Origin of the sequence: Xanthomonas sp. NCPPB 2586 (assembly GCF_041475775.2) — a bacterium.
GTDB classification, from domain to species: Bacteria; Pseudomonadota; Gammaproteobacteria; order Xanthomonadales; family Xanthomonadaceae; genus Xanthomonas; species Xanthomonas campestris.
Genome location: NZ_CM192981.1, coordinates 201826 through 221460, shown reverse-complemented (window position 1 = coordinate 221460; position 19635 = coordinate 201826). Strand labels below are relative to the sequence as shown.

Sequence of the window (19635 nt, the reverse complement as noted above, 5' to 3'; positions counted from 1 at the left end):
ACGGGTGTGCAGGATCGCATAGCGTGCGTGCCGGGCTTGCGACCGACTGCAGCGCGGGACGACGCACTTCACCTGGTCTGCGCGTTACTCAGCACAGATCGCCGATGACACCGCCTGGATGACAACGCTGGCTTGCGCAAGCCGCCTGCCCGGCGAGTGATGGCGCAACGAACGCCACCATGGCCTGCACGAATGCGGACGACGCACAGCGCGATTTCAGCGCCGGACTGCAGCGCCACGCTGTATCGCCAATGCGGCGTTACCCGCGCGCTGCAGATTCACTGCCGCGCGCGGTTGGCTTACGGGAACGCGGGCGGGTTGGCCTGCCAGGCGGCGAAGACTTCGGCCAGGCTGGCGCGGTCTGCCTCGCGCCACTCCGGCAGCAGGCTGGCGTAGTTGGCGGTGCTGCCCCAACGGTCCGGCCAGGTGCGCACGGCGGCGGCGTACCACTCGACTGCTTCCTGCTTGCGTCCGGCGCGCCACAGCCCCAATGCCAGCGTGGTGGGCAACCATGCCGGCGTGGCCGGGCGGCCGTTGGCCAGGTTGGCCCAGTGCTGCAGGGCCTTGTCGGCCTTGTCGGCGCGCAACAGGTCCCAGCCGTAGTTCCAGCTGATGGCGCGGTATTGCTGGCTGCCGTTGGACACCAGTGCCAGCGCGCCCTGGTAGAGCTCGTCGCCTAACTGTGTGCGACCACCGGCATAGGCCAGCGCGGCAAGCTGTACACGTGGCTCGGCGGCGCGTGCGTCACGCTGCACCATGCCGGCCAGCCGATCCACGACCGCATCGCCCTGCCCCTGCACGGCCACCACCGGTTTGGTCGTGGCACGGTCTTCGTCGAAATAGAACTCCTTGGGCTTGGGCAGGCTCTGCGCCTGCGCCATCGACCACACGCCCCCGAGCAGGGCCAACGCGGCGACCCATGCGTATTGCTTCTTCACTGGCTTTATCCCCTGACAGCAAACGACCCCTTCCCGTCCCCATCCTAACCGCAGCGCGGCGGCTGTGCATCCGCAGGCGGACGGGCGCGTGAAAGGCGACTGTTACAATTTGCACGCCGTTTTGGAATCCCCAGGTTCCAGCCACCCTTTCCGGGCACGCCATGACCAGTACCGCTGCACTTTCATCCCCCGCCTCTGCCAACACGCCGGAGATCGGCCGTGTGGATGCGGACTACACGCTGGAACACAAATACACGCGTGCCGACGGCCGCATTTATTTGTCCGGTGTGCAGGCGCTGGTGCGGCTGCCGCTGATGCAACACCTGCGCGATGTGGCCGCCGGGCTGGATACCGCCGGGTTCGTCAGCGGCTACCGCGGCAGCCCGCTGGGCGGGCTGGACCTGGAACTGTGGCGGGCGCGTGCGCATCTGGAGGCGGCCAAGGTCACCTTCACCCCGGGCCTCAACGAGGACCTGGCCGCCACCATGGTGTGGGGCACGCAGCAGACCAACCTGTTCCCGGGCGCCACCGTCCAGGGCGTGTATGGCATGTGGTACGGCAAGGGCCCGGGCGTGGACCGCAGCGGCGACGTGTTCAAGCACGCCAATGCCGCCGGCACCTCACCGTTTGGTGGCGTGCTGGCCCTGGCCGCCGACGACCATGCCTGCCGCAGCTCCACCTTGCCGCATGGGTCCGAAGACGAATTCGTCAGCGCGATGATGCCCATCCTCAACCCGGCCGGCGTGCAGGACATCCTGGACATGGGCCTGCTCGGTTGGGCGATGAGCCGCTATACCGGGCGCTGGGTGGGCTTCAAGACCATCGCCGAAACGGTGGAATCCTCTGCCTCGGTGGACGTGGACCCGTTCGCACGCCAGATCGTGCTGCCGGACGACTTCGCACTGCCGCCGGGCGGGCTGAGCATCCGCTGGCCGGATCCGCCGGTGGATCAGGAGATGCGCCTGCACCGCTATGCGGTGGCCGCCGCGCAGGCATTCGCGCGTGCCAACGGCATCGACAAGCTGGTGCTGGATTCGCCGCAGGCACGGCTGGGCATCGTCACCACCGGCAAAAGCTATCTGGACGTGTTGCAGGCGCTGGAATACCTGGGCCTGGATGCGCAGGCCTGCGCGCAGATCGGCATCCGCGTCTACAAGGTGGGCATGACCTGGCCGCTGGAGCCGGTGGGGATCACCGCGTTCGCGCGCGGGCTGGACGACATCGTGGTGGTGGAAGAAAAGAAAGCCTTCATCGAGCGCCAGATGAAAGAGCTGTTCTACAACTGGCCGGCCAGCGCCGGCGCGCGGCCGAGCATCGTGGGCAAGTACAACGAACACGGCGCGTGGATCCTGCCCTCCACCGGTGAGCTCACCCCGGCCACCATCGCCGCGGTGATCGGCAAGCGCATCCAGCGCTTCCCGCTGCCGTCGGCGGCCATTGCTGCATCGATCGAACAGCGCCTGCGCTGGATGGAGGCCAAGGAAGCGGAGATGGCGCTGCCGCGCGCGCTGTTCCCGCGCGTGCCGCACTACTGCTCCGGCTGCCCGCACAACACCTCCACGGTGGTACCGGAGGGCTCGCGCGCGCTCGGCGGAATCGGTTGCCACTACATGGTGACCTGGATGAACCGCTCGACCGACACCTTCACCCACATGGGCGGCGAAGGCGTCACCTGGTCGGGGCAGGCGCCGTTCACCGCCACGCCGCACGTGTTCCAGAACCTGGGCGATGGCACCTATTTCCACAGTGGCTCGCTGGCGATCCGCCAGTCGGTGGCCACCGGCGTCAACATCACCTACAAGATCCTCTACAACGACGCGGTGGCGATGACCGGCGGGCAGCCGGTGGACGGCACGCTCACCGTGCCGGACATCGCGCACCAGCTGCGTGCCGAAGGCATCCACGAGATCGTGGTGGTCAGCGATGACATCGGCAAATGGACGCGCCGGCGCGAGCGCTTCCCCAGCGAGGTGGCGTTTCACGATCGCAGCGAACTGGATGCGGTGCAGCAGCGGCTGCGCACCATCAAGGGCGTGTCGATCCTGATCTTCGACCAGACCTGCGCCACCGAAAAACGTCGCCGTCGCAAGCGCGGCAAGCTGATCGATCCGCCCAAGCGGGTGATGATCAATTCGCTGGTCTGCGAAGGCTGTGGCGATTGCGGCGAGAAGAGTTTCTGCGTGTCGGTGCTGCCGAAGGACACCGAGTTTGGGCGCAAGCGCGAGATCGATCAGTCCAACTGCAACAAGGATTATTCCTGCGTGTCGGGCTTCTGCCCGAGCTTTGTCACCGTGCATGGCGGCGCCCCGCGCAAGGGCAAGAAGCGCGATGCCAGTGCATTGCTGGACGCCCTGCCCGAACCGCCACAACGCACCACGCTGGAGCAGCCCTGGAACATCCTGATCACCGGCGTCGGCGGCACCGGCGTGGTGACCATCGGCGCGTTGCTGGGCATGGCCGGCCATCTCGAAGGCAAGGGCGCCACGGTGCTGGACCAGACCGGCCTGGCGCAAAAGGGTGGCGCGGTCACCACGCATATCCGCATCGCGCGCCAGCCGGCCGACATCCATGCCGTGCGCATTGCCGCCGGCGAAGCAGACCTGGTGCTGGGCTGCGACATGGTGGTGGTCAACGATTACTGGGCCTTGTCCAAAGTGCGCGACGGCCGCACCCAGGTGGTGCTCAACACCTACGAAGCGATGCCGGGCAGTTTCACCACACAGCCGGATCTGCAGTTCCCGGCAGCCGAGATCATTGCGGGGGTACGCACTGCTCTCGGCGGGCAGGAGCCCTTGCTGCTGGACGCCACGCAATTGGCCACCGCGCTGCTGGGCGATGCCATCGCCAGCAATCTGTTCGTGCTCGGCTATGCCTGGCAGCACGGCCTGGTGCCGTTGTCGCACGCGGCGTTGATGCGCGCGATCGAGCTCAATGGCGCGGCGGTGGCGATGAATCAGCAAGCCTTCGCCTGGGGGCGTTTGGCGGCGGTCGATCTGCCGGCCGTACAACGCGCCGCAGGCCTGGCACCTGCGCTGGACACGGCCGCCCACGCGCATGCCGCCACGCCGCCATCGCGCGGGCCGGGCAGCTGGGAAGACCACGACATGAGCGGCCAGAGTGCGCCGCGCGCGCTGGCGCAAACCGATGCCGACACGCTGCACGCTGACGGCGATGCTCCGGTGCATCCATTGGATGACGAGCAGCTGGCGCAGTCCCTGGACGAGGCGATCGCGCGGCGCGTGCACTTCCTCACCGACTACCAGGATGCCGCCTACGCCCAGCAATACCGTGCGCTGGTGGAGCGCGTGCGCACGCACGAAGCGCAACGCGCACCGGGCAGCACCGCGCTAAGCGCTGCGGTGGCGCGCTACGCCTTCAAGCTGATGGCCTACAAGGACGAGTACGAGGTGGCGCGGCTGTATACGCGCGGCGACTTCCAGCGCCGTGTGCAGCAGCAGTTCGAGGGCGACTACCAGCTGCGCTTCCATCTGGCGCCGCCGTTGTTCGCCAAGAAGGATGCAAACGGGCAGCCCATCAAACGCGAATATGGGCCGTGGATGTTCAGTGCCTTCAAATTGCTGGCACGGTTGAAGTTCCTGCGCGGCGGCAAACTGGACGTGTTCGGCTACACCGCCGAACGTCGCGGCGAGCGTCAGTTGATTGCCGATTATTTGGCAACGGTGAACACGCTGCTGCAGCGCCTGGACAACGACAACGTGGGCCTGGCCGCGCAGATCGCCAGCATCCCCGAACACATCCGCGGCTACGGGCACGTCAAGGACGCGCACCTGCACGAGGCCAAGGCGCGCGAAGCCGCCCTGTTGGCGCAATGGCGCAACCCCAAGGCGCTGCATGTGGTGCAGGCGGCATAAGCTGCCAGTGCGTTACGGATGAGGGATGCGTGGCGTCGATCGTGCGCCACAGGCAGTGGCGGTTTGGCTGCGCGGTCAGCGGGTTTGCGTGACCGATGCGAGGTCTTAGGTTTGAGGTCGCGTTGGATCACGTGCTGGCTCCCAGACCGTGCGTGTACTGCCTGCACGCGATCGCAAGCGCAGCAGTTATCGCGGGAAGCGTGGCCCGCGCATCAAACGGATCGGGCCGCGTACCGTGCCCAGCTCCACAGGCTGGCCACGCTGCGTGATGCGCACCACACCCTCGCCCACCAGTGCGGCCGCGGTGGCGCGCACCTGCGGCATCAGCGCGCGCCAGATCGCGGCATCCTCGCTGAGTGCGCGTGCCACCTCCGACGGGCAGATCGAGTGCTGCGGCTCACGCCGTGCGAGCAGGTCGACGATCAGCGCCGCCATCTGCGCGGCGTCAGGTACCTGCATCGCGTGCGGCCTGCGTCAGAGCGGGCGTAGCAACCGCAGACCGAACCAATCCTTGGCATCGTTCCAGCCATGCGTCACCTTGAGGCCGGCCGCGGCGGCCAGTTCGGCGAAGCGGGCGTCGGTGTACTTGTAGCTGTATTCGACCTGCATCGCCTCGCCTTCGGTGAAGGTGAATTCCTGCCCACCCACGTGCACACGTTGCGCGCGCTGGCTGACCAGGAAGGTTTCGATGCGGCCGCGTTCGCGCGCATACACCGCGCGATGGCGGAAACCCTCCAGGTCGAAATCGCTGCCGATCTCGCGGTTGAGGCGTGCCAGCAGATTCACCGTGAATTCCGCGGTGACCCCGGCGGCATCGTTGTACGCCGCCTCGATCAGCGCGGCATCCTTGTCCAGATCGATGCCGATCAAGGCGCAGCCGTCGGCGCCCATGGTCTGGCGCATCGCATCCAGCAATTCAATCGCAGCGGTGTCGGTGAAATTTCCCAGCGTCGAGCCGGGGAAGAACACCACGTGCCGGCGTGCCGGGCGTTGCGCGGCCGGCAGCTGCAGCGGCCGGGTGAAGTCGGTGCACACCGGCAACATCTGGATCTGCGGAAATTGCTCGGCCAGGCGTGCGGTGCTTTCCAGCAGCGCGGTCCGCGAGATTTCCAGCGGCGTATAGGCCACCACATCGCGCAGGCCCTGCAGCAGCAATTCGGTCTTGCGGCCACTGCCACTGCCGTACTCCACCACATGCACGCCCGCGCCGATCGCCTGCGCGATCGAGCTCATGCTGGCCTCGAGCAGGCTCAGTTCGGTGGTGGTGAGGTAGTACTCGGGCTGACGGGTGATCGCTTCGAACAACTGCGAGCCGCGCGCATCATAGAAATATTTCGACGGCAGCGTCTTGGGCGTCTGCGACAGGCCGGCCAGGGCATCGGCGGTGATGTCGTCCGGCTGCGGGCGCAGGTCGGTCAGCGCGGCATGCGCGCGTTGGGTGGCGTGGGCGGCGGCGTTCACGGCAGATCCTTGGCTAGGCGCACGCCGGCAAATTGCCAACGCGCATCGGAGGGAAAAAAGTTGCGGTAGCTGGCACGCACATGGCTGGCAGGCGTGGCACAGCTGCCGCCGCGCAAGACCCATTGCGCGTTCATGAATTTGCCGTTGTATTCGCCCAGCGACCCGGGCCAGGGCGCGAAGCCGGGATACGGCAGATACGCGCTGCCGGTCCATTCCCACACATCGCCGAACAGCTGTTGCAGACCGGTGTCCACCGCGTCGGCCGCGCGCGGATGCAGGGCATCGCTGTCGACGAAATTGCCGTGCACGGCAATGCCGGTAGCGGCCTGTTCCCATTCGGCCTCGGTGGGCAGGCGTGCACCGGCCCAGCGCGCGAACGCGTCGGCTTCGAACAGGCTCAAATGGCACACTGGCGCATGCGCATCACGCGTACGCCAGCCTTCAAGGGTGAATTCGCGCCCGTCCGCATCCCAGTACAGCGGATGCTGCCAGCCCTGCGCCTGCACCATTGCCCAGCCATCGCTGAGCCAGGCGCCGGCGCTGCGGTAGCCACCGTCATCGATGAACTGCTGGTATTCGGCATTACTGACCACACGGTGCGCCAGTGCATGCGCACCGACCAACACGCGGTGGCGCGGCGATTCGTTGTCGTAGGCGAAAGCCTCGGCCTGTGGCCACGACGCTGCGCCAATCTCCACGATCTGCTCGTCGCGCGCATGCCAGCGCAAGGCGCTAGACGCCGCCGCCGGCACGGGCTGGGCCTCGCGGTAAGCCGGCTGCAGCGGATTGCTCCACAGCGCGTGCTTGATGTCGGTCAACAGCAGTTCCTGGTGCTGCTGCTCGTGCTGGATGCCCAGCTGCACGATGGTGCAGGTGGCCTCGTCCAGCAGGCCATCGCGCAGGCGGCGCTGCATCTGCGCATCGACGGCCGCACGGTAGTCACGCACCTGTTGCAGCGATGGCCGCGACAACACACCCCGGCGCGCGCGCGCATGCATCGGGCCCACGCTTTGGTAGTAGCTGTTGAACAGGAAATCCCACGCCGGGTCGAACACCACGTACTGCGGGTCGGTCTGCAGCACGAAGCGTTCGAAGAACCAGGTGGTGTGTGCCAGGTGCCATTTGCTGGGGCTGGCATCGGGCATGCTCTGCACCATCGCGTCTTCCGCGCTCAAGGGTGCGGCAAGACGATCGCTGAGCGCGCGGGTCTGCGCGTAGCGTTCCAACAGCGTCAGCTGCTGTTGCTGGTGATCGACCAGCAGGGGTGATTGTGCAGACATCGCCATATGCTTGGGGAGCGACCGTGAACGCGCCGTGTGGGTGGCATGTCGGCGCGCGTTAAGCTGTGCGCATGAGCGCCGCACCGTTGTCCCGTTCGCTACCCACACCCCTGGATTGGTCGCAGCGGGAGCAGGCATTTGTGCTGCCGCCGGCCGTGACGTATCTGGATGCCGCCGCACGCGGGCCCATGCTGCGGGCCGTGCAAACGGTGGCGCACCAGGCCATCGATGCGCTGGCCACGCCATGGCAGTTGTCGTTCGCTGCATGGGTGGAGCAGATCGAGCAACTGCGTGCGTTGGCCGCAGGCCTGTTCGATGGCGATACCGATGCGGTGGCGCTGGTGCCCTCGGCCGCACACGGGCTGGCCACGGCCGCGCGCAACCTGCACCTGCAACGCGGCGAGGCCGTGTTGGTGCTGGAAGGACAGTTCCCCTCCAACCTGCTGATCTGGCAGCGCCGCTGCGCCGAGGTGGGCGCGCAGATTGTCGCGGTGCCGATGGCAGCGGAGGAGCCTTTGACCGAGGCGGTGCTGCAGGCAATCACCGAGACTGCGGCGCTGCGCGTGGTGAGCCTGCCGCATGCCTATTGGCTGGATGGCCGGCAACTCGACCTGGACCGCATCAGTGACGCCGTGCACGCGCGCGGGGCGGCGCTGGTGCTGGATCTGAGCCAGAGCCTGGGCGTGCTGCCAACCGATCTGCCGCGCTGGCGGCCGGATTTTGTAGTCAGCGTGGGCCATAAATGGCTGCTGGGCCCGATGGGCCTGGCGTGGCTCTGGGTGGCGCCGCGCTGGCGCACCCGCGGTGTGCCGATCGAGGAGCACTGGAGTGGCCGCGATGCCGGCAGCAGTTGGGAATTCCCCATCGCCGCAGCGCCCGACTACCGGGCTGGTGCGCGCCGCTACGACGCCGGTGGCGTGGCCGACCCGCTGCGCCTGGCCATGGCGACCGCCGCCTTGCAGCAGATCACCGCCTGGCAACCGGCACGCATTGCGCACGCATTGGGAGCGCTCACCGCGCAGTGGGACGCCGCGCTGCAAGCGCAGGGGCTCGCCAGCTGGTGCACGCCAGGCCATGCGCCGCATCTGACCGCGCTGCAGCCGCCGGCCGAACAGCTGGAGTCGGTGGCCGTCACGCTGCGTGCGCTGGGCTCGGTGTGCACGCAGCGACACGGACGGTTGCGCATTGCCCCGCACCTGAGCGTGACCGGGCAGGCGCTTGCAGAGCTGGTGGCTGCGCTGCCACGTGGGTGATGGTGGGTTGCCGATGTGCGGCGCGGTGGCCCAGGTGCCTGTAGGAGCGCGCTTGCGCGCGATGGGGCGTTGCCGGTAACGCCTCATCGCGCGCAAGCGCGCTCCTACGTGGTTCATGCGGTGGCTCGGGTTTGCTGAGTAGCGCACGCGGTGAGCGTTCTTGCGGTGTATCTGCCTGTCATCAGCCGCTGAGCTTTGATCGTGCCAGCGCCCACCTTTGTAGGAGCGCGCTTGCGCGCGATGGGCTTTGCCTGTAACGCCTCATCGCGCGCAAGCGCGCTCCTACCTTGCAGTTGCTCAACTGCGCTGACTCAGGCGTAGCCCGCGTGGGGTGGCCCAGCGCTCCAGGCCTTCGAACAGCGCCTGCACCAGCAAGGCCAGCACGGCGGCGGGAATGGCGCCTTCCAGGATCAGGCCGATATCGTCCAGGCGGATGCCGGTGAGAATCGGCTGGCCGTAACCGCCTGCGCCGATCAACGCGCCCAGCGTGGCGGTGCCCACATTGATCACCGCCGCGGTCTGGATGCCGGCCACGATCGTGCGGCGCGCGAGCGGCAGTTCGATGCGCCACAAGCGCGTCCAAGCCGGCAGCCCGATCGCTTCGGCGGTCTGGCGCAACTCGCGCGGAATCGAGGTCAGCCCGGCATGTGTGTTACGCACGATCGGCAGCAAGCTGTAGAGAAACAACGCCGCAATCGCCGGTTTGGCACCGATGCCGAACAACGGGATCATGAACACGAACACCGCCAGCGACGGCAAGGTCTGCAGCACGCCGGTCAGCGACAGCACCACCTGACCAAGCCGCGGCCGGCGCGCGGCCAGTACGCCGAGCGGCAATGCCATCACCAAGGCCAGCCCCAGCGAGATGCCCACCAGGGCCAGGTGCTCCCAGGTGTGCTGCAGCAAGCGCGCAACGCGGCCCTCGGTGGCCGATGCCGGCGCCACGCCCAGCCACTGCGCGGCCACGGCGGATTCGCTCTTGCGCTCCAGCTTCACCTGCGCGTTGAGCCGCTGCATGGTGGCTTCGTCGATGCGCCCCTGCAGCCCTTGCAGCGTGGCCACCATCTTCGGCGCACGCTGGGCCAGATCCTTGCGATACAGGAACACCGCCTGGTACTCGGAGAAGTAATGGCGGTCGTCCTGCAACACCTGCAGCTGGTAGTACGGAATTTCCGCATCGGTGCTGTACAGATCGGTGACCTCGATGGCCCCGCTCTGCAGGGCGCGGTAGGCCAGGTCGTGATCCAGCCCGGTGGCGCGCTGCGGCAATGCATAGGCGCCGCGCACGCCGGGCCAGCCATCGGCACGCTGCATGAATTCATTGCTCAGGCCGATCTTCAGGTCCGGATGCCGGGCCAGATCGGACAGGCTGCGGACGCCCAATGCCTGCGCACGCTCCCGGCGCATGCCGAACGCATAGGTATTTTCGAAGCCCAGCGAGTCGGTCATTGCCAGGCCGCGTGCATCCAGTGCGGCGCGCAGTTCGGCGTGGCTGGCCTTGGGCAGCTGCAGCAATTCCTGCGCCAGCGTGCCGGTGTAATCGGCGTACGCATCGATCTGCCCGGTCTCCAGTGCGCGCCAGAGAATGCGCGTGCCACCGAGCTGTGTGCGGTGCTGCACCTGCACGCCATCGCGCTGGCCGGCGGCGGTGGCGATCTCGCCCAGGATCACCGCTTCGGTGAAGTTCTTCGAGCCGATGGTGACCTGCGCGGCCTGCACCGCACCGCTGCAGATCAACAATGCAAAAGCCATCAACAGCGCGCGCATCATGCGGCATCACCGATGCTGCGCTGCGCGGTGAGAAAGCGCTGCACGAACGCATCGGCCGGCTGTTCCAGCAGCGTGCGCGCACTGCCCTGCTGCACCACCTGGCCGGCGCGCATCAGCACCAGCGTGTCGGCCAGATACGCGGCTTCGGCCACGTCGTGGGTGACCAGCACCACGGTCTTGCCGAGCTGCGCGAACAACTCGCGCATCTGTGCCTGCAGGTCGTAGCGCACGATCGGGTCCAGTGCACCCAGTGGCTCGTCCAGCAGCAGCGCCGGCGGGTCCAGCATCAGGGCGCGGATCAGGCCCACGCGCTGGCGCTGGCCACCGGACAACTCGGCCGGGTAGCGCGCCAGCAGCGCGGGCGGCAGCTGGCACAGCGCGCACAAGGTCTCCAGGCGTTGCGCGATACGTTGCGGCGTCCAGCCCAGCGTCTGCGCCAGCAGCACCACATTGCTGCGTGCATCCAGGTGCGGGAACAGGCCGCCCTCCTGGATCACGTAACCGATGCGTTGCCGCTGCGCCTGCAGCGCATCACGCCGCAATGGCGCGCCATCGAAGGTGACGCTGCCACTGTCCGGCCATTCCAGGCCCACCAGCATGCGCAGCACGGTGGACTTGCCGGCGCCGCTGGGGCCGATCAACGCAGTGGTGACCCCGCTGGCGAACGACAGGCTGACCTGGTCGAGGGCGATGGCCTGGCCGTAGCGACGGCTGACCTGGTCGAGAGTGAACATGCGGCCGAGCTTGCCGGGCGCCGCGTCAGATGGGCGCGAAGGCGCACCTGCGTGCAGGTCTCACCGCGGCGGTGCCAGCAGTTCGCGCGCGCTCAGATACCCATCGCCATTGGCATCCTGGCGTGCGAAACGCTCCACCAGCGTGGCACGGTGTGCGGCGCGGGTGATCGGCTTGCCGCGCCGGCCCGGCAGTTCTTCGCCTTGCAGCACGCCGTCATGATCCAGGTCGCGCTGATCGAAGGCGTAGCTCATCCAGGCCAGATATTCATCGCGGCTGACCCGGCCATCGCCATCGGTGTCCATGCGTTGCAGATACTGCTGGCTGTCCTGCACCTGGGCCTGCGCGGCCACCGCCACTGCGCACAGTGCCCCACAGGCCAGCACACGAGGCAGCGCGTGCAGCAGCGCACGCACGCAAACGCCCGCGCGCGCAACGCTCGTGTTACGTGCCACTCAGCGCATAACCCTTGAGCCGTGCCGCATACGCCTGCAATGCCGCGTTGCCGCTGGCTTCGGCTTCATGGCACCACTGCTGCAGCTGCTTGAGCCGCTCGGACGCATCGTGGCTGCGCGCTTCCAGCACGGCGGTGAGGCGCGCGCGGTATTCCACCAGCGTGCGCATGCGCGGGCGTTGCGCCACCCAGTGTTGCAATTGTTCGCGCGCATCGGGCTTGAGCCAGCGGCCATCGTCCACCAGGCCCTTGCGCAGGCGGCGCGGCAGCAGCTGGCGCAGCTTGGCACCGGTGGCGGCGGCCTCTTCGCGCAGGGCCGGCTTGAGCACGTTGCGCTGGTAGTCGGTCATGGCCTGGAAGCGGTGCGACAACAGCGCCTTGAGCGTATCGGCATCGGGCACAGCGATATTCGGGCGGATGTCCAGCGATGGCGCCACCCGCAGCACCTTGGCCAGGCCCAGCGCCTGCAGGCAGCGGATCGCGATCCAGCCGATGTCCAGCTCCCAGCGCCGCATCGAAAACCGCGCCGAACTCGGGAAGGCGTGGTGATTGTTGTGCAGTTCTTCGCCACCGATCCACAGCGCCCACGGGGTCAGGTTGGTGGAGGTGTCGGCGGACTCGAAATTGCGATAGCCCCACCAATGCCCCAGGCCATTGACCACGCCGGCGGCCCAGAACGGAATCCACGCCATCTGGATCGCCCACAGTGCGATACCGGGCAGCCCGAACAGCACGCTGTTGACCACCAACAGCGCGATCGGGCCGGCGTTGGCGTGCGGCGTGTACAGATGCCGCTCGATCCAGTCGTTGGGCGCGCCCTTGCCGTACTGCTCGATGTCGGCCCGCTGCGCGCGTGCTTCGCGGTACAGCTCCACGCCGCGCCAGAACACCTGGCCGATGCCCTTGGTCTGCGGGCTGTGCGGGTCTTCCTCGGTTTCCACCTTGGCGTGATGCTTGCGATGGATCGCCACCCACTCGCGGGTGATCATCGAGGTGGTGAGCCAGGTCCAGAAACGGAAGAAATGCGCGATAACCGGATGGAAATCCACCCCGCGGTGCGCCTGGCTGCGATGCAGGTACAAGGTCACCGCGAAGATGGTGAGTTGGGTGAACACCAGCAGCACGGCCAGCATCCCCCACACGCCCAGGCCGGCGATGCCGGAGGTCAGAACGTCGATGATCGAATCGGACAACATCGGCATCTCCAGGCAGTGCGCCATCGTGTCGGTGGATACAGACATGATGGGGGCGATGGCGGCAAACTTCACCCTTCGGATGCGTAGGGTGCCTCCTACATTCCTAAAGCGGTTCACACGTCTCGTTTCCTTCCGTTACCCGATCCCACCTGCATGTCTGTTGCCGTCGACTCCTCCGCCACACCCGATGCCCCGCCACTGATCGAGCTCGACCAGGCCAGCGTGATCCGCGGCCAGGTGCGCGTGCTGCACGCCTTGCGCCTGCGCATTGCGCTGGGCCAGCACACCGCCATCCTGGGCCCGAACGGCTGCGGCAAATCCTCTTTCATCAAATTGATCACGCGCGAGCTGTATCCGCTGGCGCGTGGCGATGGCCAGCCCGCCGTAAAAGTGCTGGGGCAGACGCGCTGGCAGGTGGACCGCCTGCGCGCGCATCTGGGCATCGTCACCGGCGATCTCAGCGGCAACCTGGCGCAGATGCCCGAGCTGGATGTGGAAAGCGCCGTGCTCTCCGGGTTTTTCGCCAGCTACGTGGTGCCGCCGCACCGCGAGATCAGCGACGACATGCGCGCCCGTGCGCGCGAAGCACTGGCGCTGGTGCGTGCATTGCCATTGCTGGAGCGCCCGTACGCGGAACTGTCGGCCGGCGAAACGCGGCGCGTACTGATCGCGCGTGCGCTGGTCAATCGGCCGCAGGCGCTGTTGCTGGACGAACCCTCCACCGGCCTGGATCTGGTGGCGCGGCAGCACCTGCTCGACAGCATGCGTCACCTCGCCCAGCAGGGCATCACGCTGGTGCTGGTGACCCACCACATCGAGGAAATCGTGCCGGAGGTCGACCGGGTGATCCTGCTGCGCGCCGGCAGTGTCCTGGCCGATGGCAGCCGCGCGGACATGCTCACCGACGACCGTTTGTCTGCAGCGTTCGATGGCCCGGTGCGGGTGCAACGCGATGGCGAGCGCTACTGGGCGACGGTGGGCGCTGACTGAGCGCAGCGATCAAAACGACTGCGCAGCCGCCAGGCGGGCGTTACGTTTTGTTAGCCGCTCTAAGGTTTGCGGCGCAGTGCGATGCGCGGGCTGAGCTGGCGGCCGTGCCATGCGCATTGGCGGCGGCAATGTGCACGCGGCGGGTCGTGCATGTCTGCGCGAAAGCCGCGCCCCACCCCTGCCCAACCGGTGCGCCGCGCCATGACGTTGGGCAGGGGACAGCGGGCCGGCCACTGCGCTTAGACTCGGCGCACCGCAGACAGGAGTCGTCCCGATGGCACAGTGGTATTTCCATATTCCCGGACAGGCCGACCGGATCGGCCCGCTTGATGACGCCAGCGCCAGCGCGCATGCGCAGCGCCAGCCCGACGCGCTGGCCTGGCGCGACGGCCTCGACGGCTGGACACCCGCCCGCCAGCTGGCCGAATTGCAGGGCGTCGGCAGCCTGCCGCCGCCGTTGAGCGGCACAGGCGCCGCACGCGCGGACGAGATCGATTACCGCATCGTCGGCAACGACATGCAGTTCGTCGAGGTCGAACTGGACCCGGGCGAGAGCGCGATCGCCGAAGCCGGTGCGCTGATGTACAAGGACGCCGCAGTGCAGATGGACACCGTGTTCGGCGATGGCTCGCACGATGGCCAGGGCGGCAGCAGCGGCGGGCTGATGGGCAAGTTGCTCTCGGCCGGCAAGCGCGTGGTGACCGGCGAAAGCATGTTCACCACCGTGTTCACGCACGCCGGCAGCGGCAAGGCCAAGGTGGCGTTCGCCGCGCCCTACCCCGGCACCGTGCTGGCGTTGCGGCTGTCCGAACACGGCGGCCGCCTGATCTGCCAGAAGGACAGCTTTCTGGCGGGCGCGCGCGGCGTATCGCTGGGTATCGCCTTCCAGCGCAAGATCCTCACCGGCCTGTTCGGCGGCGAGGGATTCATCATGCAGAAACTCGAAGGCGACGGCTGGGTGTTCGTGCATGCCGGCGGCACCGTGGTGGAACGCGACCTGGCGCCGGGCGAACGCATCGACGTGGACACCGGTTGCGTGGTGGCCTACCACGCCAGCGTGGACATGGACGTGCGCCGCATCGCGGGCCTGAAGAGCATGTTCTTCGGCGGCGAAGGCGTGTTCCTGGCCACCCTCACCGGCCCGGGCAAGGTGTGGATGCAATCGCTGCCGTTCTCGCGCATGGCCGGCCGCATGCTGCAAGCCGCCCCGCAGGCCGGTGGCCAACAACGTGGCGAAGGGTCGGTGCTGGGTGGCCTGGGGCGCTTGCTGGATGGCGACAACCGGTTCTGATCGCAGCAGACTGGTTGACCGCGGCTGGTGCGACGCGTTGCCGTAAACGCACCAGCCGCGGTTAACCGAAGCGTTCTGCTGCGGCGCTGATGCGGCGCGGTCTACGCACGATTGCCGTGCGCGCTCCGGAGCGCCTGCAGGCACGCGCGCGACGCCGCGGGCGGGTAAAGGCACGCGGCGACACAGTGATTGCTCCCGAATGCGCATCGCCACTCAGGTGGCAGCGCGCGCCGTGCTACATCCCTGACACAGCCCGGCTGCCGAGGCGACCAATGGGACGCGCGGCGTTGGGGGGTGCGCGTGTATTCTCCCTCGCCTTTCCACCTACGTTTCCGTCGCCATGACTGCGCTCCGTCGCCCACGCTCCCTTGCCTTGCTGTCGCTGATCGGCCTGCTCTCGGCCTGTGGTGGCGAACCGCGTCCCGCCACACCCGCGCCGGTGGTGCAGGCGCCGTCTGCCACTGCGCCCAAACCGGTGAAGATCGGCGTCGCGCTCGGCGGCGGTGCGGCCAAGGGCTTTGCACATATCGGCGTGATCAAGATGCTGGAAGCCAACGGGTTTGCACCGGTGGTGGTGTCGGGCACCAGCGCCGGCAGCGTGGTGGGCGCGCTGTACGCCAGCGGCATGGACGCGTTCCAGATGCAGGAAAAGGCCGTGGCGCTGGACCAGACCAGCATCCGCGACGTGCGCCTGTTCTCCGGTGGCCTGGTGCAGGGCCAGAAGCTGCAGGACTACGTCAACGAACAGCTCGGCGGCAAGCCGATCGACAAACTGCGCAAGCCATTTGCCGCGGTTGCCACACGGCTGGAAGACGGTGAGCGCACGGTGTTCGTGCGTGGCAATGCCGGCCAGGCGGTGCGCGCGTCCAGCAGCATTCCCGGCGTGTTCGAGCCGGTGACCATCGGCCAGTACCACTACGTGGACGGCGGTGTGGTCAGCCCGGTGCCGGTGGATGCGGCGCGCCAGCTCGGCGCCGAATTCGTGGTGGCGGTGGACATCTCCAGCAAGGCCAGCGGCAAGAATCCCGGCGATTTGCTGGGCACGGTCAACCAGTCGATCTCGATCATGGGCCAGCGCCTGGGCGAGGCCGAACTCAAGCGCGCCGACGTGGTGATCCGCCCCAAGGTCAACGACATCGGCTCGGCCGATTTCAACCAGCGCGGCGCCGCAATCCTGGAAGGCGAACGCGCGGCAATGGCGGTGATGCCGCAGATCCGCGCCAAGATGGCGCAGCTGCAGGCGCAGCGCAGCAGCGCCACCCGCAGTGCGGCCGAACAGGCCAAGGCGGCAAAGCAGGAGGCGTACAAGCGCTGCCTGGAAGAACGCTCGCGTTGGCAGAAGTTGCGCGGCAAGGATGAGGAATGCGTGGCGCCCTGATGCGCGTGTTGGTGCGGATGTAGATGCGCGTGGGTCGCGTATTGCAGGCCGATCAGTAGGCGGGCGTGCCGGGTTGATGTGCGCCGTTTGGCGAGAGGCGATCGACGTCTATCGTGATAGGACGTGCGTGTGTGGAAATGCGCGTTGACGAACCGCGCGCGTGGCGGAACGCGGTCGCGGCCGAGGCCGCTCCTACAACGGCACGGCAGTTCCGGGGTGTGGTGATGGTGTGCGGGTTGATGTGCGCCGTTTTGGAGAGAGGCGATCGGCGGCTTTGAGTGATAGGACGTGCGTGTGTGGAGATGCGCGTTGAAGAACCGCGCGTGTGGCGGGACGTGGTCGCGGCCTAGGCCGCTCCTACGACGGCACGGCGGTTCCGGGTGTGGTGATGGTGTGTCGGGACGGCTTCGCGGCCTAGGCCGCTCCTACGACAGCCGGCGCGTTCTTAGAGCGGCTAACAAAACGTAGCGAGCAGTCGTCCGGTGGGTGCGGACGGCGCGGAGGAACCCGGAATGTACGTGGGTACATGAGGATTCCGAGCACCGGCCGCGCCCGCCTGGCGGCTGCGCAGTAGTTTTGATAGCTGCTCTTAGGGCAATGCGCGCCGTTGGCACCCTGCAACAGCCGCAAGGCCGCCCCTGTAGGAGCGGCCTTGGCCGCGATGCGTTACCGATGACCCCGCAACAGCAACCGCAACACCTCAATACCGCCAACGCAGCGACACGCTGACAAACCGCGGCTCGCCGTAGTTCTGGTAATCCAGGTTGGCCCAGTAGGTCTTGTCGAAGGCGTTGCGCACGGCCAGCGTGGCGGTCCATTGCTCGCTGATGCGGTAGTTGGCGTTGAAATGCACCAGCGCATACGGGTTCTGCACCACGGTCACCGGGGTGGTGGCGCCGCTGCCATCGCCGGTGGGGCGCGCGATGTTGAAGCCGCGCACCGCGCTCTGCCAGCTCACCCCGCCACCGATACTCAGCCGGTCCCATGCGCCTGGCAGGCGCACCTGGGTGGACAGCTGCAAATAGTCCTCCGGCAGGTTGGCGTAGATCGCATCCGTAGGCGCGCGGGTGACCTTGACGTGGGTGTAGCCGGCATTGATGGTCCAGCCGGGCAGCACCTCGCCGTTGAAGTCCATTTCCCAACCGCGGCTCTTGGTGCCGTTGACACCGATGTAGGCGGAATTGCCGTCCGGCAGCGAGGACTCCGATTGGGTCATGTCGCGCACCGCGTAGTTGTCCTGCTTGGCTTCGAACACCGCAGCGGTGGCCATCGCGCGGCCATCCAGCAGCTGCGCCTTGATGCCGGCTTCCAGGTTGGAGCCTTCCACCGGCGCGAGCAGGTTGTTGTCCTTGTCGCGGTAGTTCTGCGGGTTGAAGATTTCGGTGTAGCTGGCGTAGAGCGAGACATCCGGCACGATGTCGTACACCAGGCCGACGTACGGGGTGACTTCATCGCTCACTTCGTAGCGACCGCTGGTGCCGGTGTAGACGCCGCTGGTATTGAAGGCCTGGGTGCGGGTTTCCCACGAACTCAGGCGTGCGCCTGCGATCAGCGACAACGGGTCGGCCAGGCGGAACCGCGTGGAGGCATACACGCCGCGCTGGGTGGTGCGCCCCTCGCTCCGCCGGCCGTTGCGTGCATAGGTCACTTCGGAGGCATTACCGTCCCAGTTGCGGATGTTGGGAATGAAATAGCAGCGCTCCGGCGGACCAAAGGCATTGGGGCAGGTGGCCCAGTCGTCCGGATAGGTCTGCGCCAACCCGTAAGAGGTGGATTGCAGATCCTGCCAGCTGCCGCCCACCACCACATCGTGCTGCCGCCCGAACAGCGAGAAACCGCCGGACAGATACACATCCACGCTGTCGCGGGTGTCTTCGGTTTCGCCCACACCGGTGCGCAGGAACAGGCCGCTGCCATCGGCGGCCGGATACCCGGTGCCGTACACACGCAGGCTCTGCACGTTGCCCTTGGTGTGCGCGGCGTTGACGCGCAGCAACCAGTCCTCGCCGATGCGTTGTTCCAGGTTGGCGAACGCGGTGCTGGTTTCGCGCTGCCAGCGCGTCCACTCCGGTGCCAGATTCGTTGAGCGGGATAGATTGGCCAATGTGCCATCGGCGGCAAAGAACGGCACCGTGCCCCAGGTCGAACCGACCGGGGTGTTGTCCTGGCGCTGATAGCCGACGGTGAGGGTGGTGCTCTCGGTCAGGTCGCCTTCCAGCACCGCCATGCCGGACATTTTGGTGTCGTGGTAGCGGTCGTAGTAGTAATCGCGGTCCTGCCAGGCCGCCACCACCCGGCTGCGCCAGCGCCCGTCTTCGGTCAGCGGTGCGTTGACGTCGGCCTGCATGCGGCGAAAATCCCAGGTGCCCGCGCTCACCGCGAACGAGGCATCGAACTCCTTGCCCGGCCGCTTGCGCAGCAGGTTGACCGTGGCCGAGGGAATGCCCGCGCCGGTGAGCAGGCCATTGGCGCCGCGGATCACTTCGATGCGGTCGTAGAAGACGGTGTCGTATTCCTGATTGGTCGCGCCGCTGTAGGTGGGCAGGCCGTCGACCTGGAAGTCGGTGATCTGGAAGCCGCGCGCGAAATACAGCGGGCGCTGGGTGTCGTAGAACGACACGTTGACGCCGGTGACGTTGCGCATCACATCGTCGATGCTGAAGAGCGATTCGTCTTCCAGCCGCTGCAGGCCGATCACGCTCACCGACTGCGGGGTTTCCTGCAGGGTCAGCGGCAGGCGCGTGGTGGTGGCCGGCTGCGCGCGGCTCACCGTGCCGTTGACGCTCACCGCGTCCAGCGTTTTGGCGTTGGCATCGGCGTCGGCCAGGTCGGCGGCACGCGCGGCGGCAGGCGTCATCGTCAATGCGCACAGCAGCGCAGCGGACAGCGTGGCCAGAGGAAGGGTCTTGGCAGGCATCGGGGGTCTCATCGATCGGGCAGACGCAGCGCGTCAGTGACAGGAAGCGGCGGGCACGCGTCGGCATCCACCCGGACGACAAGCTGGCTGGCCCGGTGGGCTG

Annotated in this window: 14 protein-coding genes and 1 other RNA gene; 5 read left to right on the top strand and 10 right to left on the bottom strand. The window is 67.3% G+C overall.

What is annotated here, in order from left to right; all coding sequences use genetic code 11:
• Positions 1 to 299: 299 nt before the first annotated feature.
• Positions 300 to 938 (bottom strand): hypothetical protein, encoded by a 639-nt coding sequence (locus ACCQ09_RS00920; protein ID WP_040940344.1) that lies wholly within the window; start codon positions 936 to 938, stop codon positions 300 to 302.
• A 161-nt stretch (positions 939 to 1099) separates the two neighbouring features.
• On the opposite strand from ACCQ09_RS00920, the gene ACCQ09_RS00915 reads away from it, so the two are divergent.
• Positions 1100 to 4810, top strand: coding sequence for an indolepyruvate ferredoxin oxidoreductase family protein (locus ACCQ09_RS00915; RefSeq protein WP_040940343.1), 3711 nt, complete (start codon positions 1100 to 1102; stop codon positions 4808 to 4810).
• Positions 4811 to 4996: 186 nt separating this feature from the next.
• Here ACCQ09_RS00915 and ACCQ09_RS00910 read toward each other — a convergent pair whose 3' ends face one another.
• The 3 genes from ACCQ09_RS00910 to egtB are packed head-to-tail and all read right to left on the bottom strand — an operon-like array spanning position 4997 to position 7557.
• Positions 4997 to 5269, bottom strand: coding sequence for a DUF3253 domain-containing protein (locus ACCQ09_RS00910; protein ID WP_011035426.1), 273 nt, complete (start codon positions 5267 to 5269; stop codon positions 4997 to 4999).
• Between the two features lie 15 nt (positions 5270 to 5284).
• A complete protein-coding gene (gene egtD / locus ACCQ09_RS00905) occupies positions 5285 to 6271 on the bottom strand; it encodes an L-histidine N(alpha)-methyltransferase (RefSeq protein WP_040940342.1) in 987 nt (328 codons plus the stop codon).
• Positions 6268 to 7557 (bottom strand): ergothioneine biosynthesis protein EgtB, encoded by a 1290-nt coding sequence (gene egtB, locus ACCQ09_RS00900; RefSeq protein ID WP_040940341.1) that lies wholly within the window; start codon positions 7555 to 7557, stop codon positions 6268 to 6270. Before egtB ends, egtD begins: the two co-directional genes overlap by 4 nt.
• A gap of 65 nt (positions 7558 to 7622) precedes the next feature.
• On the opposite strand from egtB, the gene ACCQ09_RS00895 reads away from it, so the two are divergent.
• Complete coding sequence (locus ACCQ09_RS00895; protein WP_012436988.1) at positions 7623 to 8804, top strand: aminotransferase class V-fold PLP-dependent enzyme; 1182 nt, start codon at positions 7623 to 7625, stop codon at positions 8802 to 8804.
• Positions 8805 to 9101: 297 nt separating this feature from the next.
• On the opposite strand, the gene ACCQ09_RS00890 is transcribed toward ACCQ09_RS00895, so the two are convergent.
• From ACCQ09_RS00890 to ACCQ09_RS00875, 4 genes are read right to left on the bottom strand one after another with little or no spacing between them, the layout of a single operon-like run.
• Positions 9102 to 10574 (bottom strand): ABC transporter permease/substrate-binding protein, encoded by a 1473-nt coding sequence (locus tag ACCQ09_RS00890; protein WP_040940340.1) that lies wholly within the window; start codon positions 10572 to 10574, stop codon positions 9102 to 9104.
• Entirely contained in the window at positions 10571 to 11308 is a 738-nt protein-coding gene (locus ACCQ09_RS00885) for an ATP-binding cassette domain-containing protein (protein ID WP_011035421.1), read from the bottom strand. Before ACCQ09_RS00885 ends, ACCQ09_RS00890 begins: the two co-directional genes overlap by 4 nt.
• Before the next feature lie 60 nt (positions 11309 to 11368).
• Positions 11369 to 11722, bottom strand: coding sequence for an EF-hand domain-containing protein (locus ACCQ09_RS00880; RefSeq protein WP_012436985.1), 354 nt, complete (start codon positions 11720 to 11722; stop codon positions 11369 to 11371).
• A gap of 28 nt (positions 11723 to 11750) precedes the next feature.
• Positions 11751 to 12956: a DesA family fatty acid desaturase gene (locus ACCQ09_RS00875; RefSeq protein ID WP_011035419.1), complete on the bottom strand. Its 1206-nt coding sequence runs from the start codon at positions 12954 to 12956 to the stop codon at positions 11751 to 11753.
• Between the two features lie 153 nt (positions 12957 to 13109).
• Between ACCQ09_RS00875 and ACCQ09_RS00870 the strand changes: the two genes are divergently transcribed.
• The 3 genes from ACCQ09_RS00870 (at position 13110) to ACCQ09_RS00860 (ending at position 16615) form a co-directional block, all read left to right on the top strand.
• Positions 13110 to 13946, top strand: coding sequence for an ABC transporter ATP-binding protein (locus ACCQ09_RS00870; RefSeq protein WP_040940339.1), 837 nt, complete (start codon positions 13110 to 13112; stop codon positions 13944 to 13946).
• A 274-nt stretch (positions 13947 to 14220) separates the two neighbouring features.
• Positions 14221 to 15237, top strand: coding sequence for a TIGR00266 family protein (locus ACCQ09_RS00865; RefSeq protein WP_040940338.1), 1017 nt, complete (start codon positions 14221 to 14223; stop codon positions 15235 to 15237).
• A 340-nt stretch (positions 15238 to 15577) separates the two neighbouring features.
• Positions 15578 to 16615, top strand: coding sequence for a patatin-like phospholipase family protein (locus ACCQ09_RS00860; protein WP_228428275.1), 1038 nt, complete (start codon positions 15578 to 15580; stop codon positions 16613 to 16615).
• Between the two features lie 452 nt (positions 16616 to 17067).
• Here the strand turns inward: ACCQ09_RS00860 and ACCQ09_RS00855 are convergent.
• A non-coding RNA gene (locus ACCQ09_RS00855) (sX9 sRNA) lies at positions 17068 to 17143 on the bottom strand.
• A gap of 172 nt (positions 17144 to 17315) precedes the next feature.
• Positions 17316 to 19532: a TonB-dependent siderophore receptor gene (locus ACCQ09_RS00850; protein ID WP_228428276.1), complete on the bottom strand. Its 2217-nt coding sequence runs from the start codon at positions 19530 to 19532 to the stop codon at positions 17316 to 17318.
• Positions 19533 to 19635 lie beyond the last annotated feature (103 nt).

What these genes read in the sequence shown, in the direction of transcription:
- ACCQ09_RS00915 (WP_040940343.1), top strand. Translation starts at nt 1,100, where the DNA reads ATGACCAGTACCGCTGCACTTTCATCCCCCGCCTCTGCCAACACGCCG.
- ACCQ09_RS00910 (WP_011035426.1), bottom strand. Translation starts at nt 5,269, where the DNA reads ATGCAGGTACCTGACGCCGCGCAGATGGCGGCGCTGATCGTCGACCTG.
- egtB (WP_040940341.1), bottom strand. Translation starts at nt 7,557, where the DNA reads ATGGCGATGTCTGCACAATCACCCCTGCTGGTCGATCACCAGCAACAG.
- ACCQ09_RS00895 (WP_012436988.1), top strand. Translation starts at nt 7,623, where the DNA reads ATGAGCGCCGCACCGTTGTCCCGTTCGCTACCCACACCCCTGGATTGG.
- ACCQ09_RS00890 (WP_040940340.1), bottom strand. Translation starts at nt 10,574, where the DNA reads ATGATGCGCGCGCTGTTGATGGCTTTTGCATTGTTGATCTGCAGCGGT.
- ACCQ09_RS00885 (WP_011035421.1), bottom strand. Translation starts at nt 11,308, where the DNA reads ATGTTCACTCTCGACCAGGTCAGCCGTCGCTACGGCCAGGCCATCGCC.
- ACCQ09_RS00875 (WP_011035419.1), bottom strand. Translation starts at nt 12,956, where the DNA reads ATGTTGTCCGATTCGATCATCGACGTTCTGACCTCCGGCATCGCCGGC.
- ACCQ09_RS00870 (WP_040940339.1), top strand. Translation starts at nt 13,110, where the DNA reads ATGTCTGTTGCCGTCGACTCCTCCGCCACACCCGATGCCCCGCCACTG.
- ACCQ09_RS00865 (WP_040940338.1), top strand. Translation starts at nt 14,221, where the DNA reads ATGGCACAGTGGTATTTCCATATTCCCGGACAGGCCGACCGGATCGGC.
- ACCQ09_RS00860 (WP_228428275.1), top strand. Translation starts at nt 15,578, where the DNA reads ATGACTGCGCTCCGTCGCCCACGCTCCCTTGCCTTGCTGTCGCTGATC.
- ACCQ09_RS00850 (WP_228428276.1), bottom strand. Translation starts at nt 19,532, where the DNA reads ATGCCTGCCAAGACCCTTCCTCTGGCCACGCTGTCCGCTGCGCTGCTG.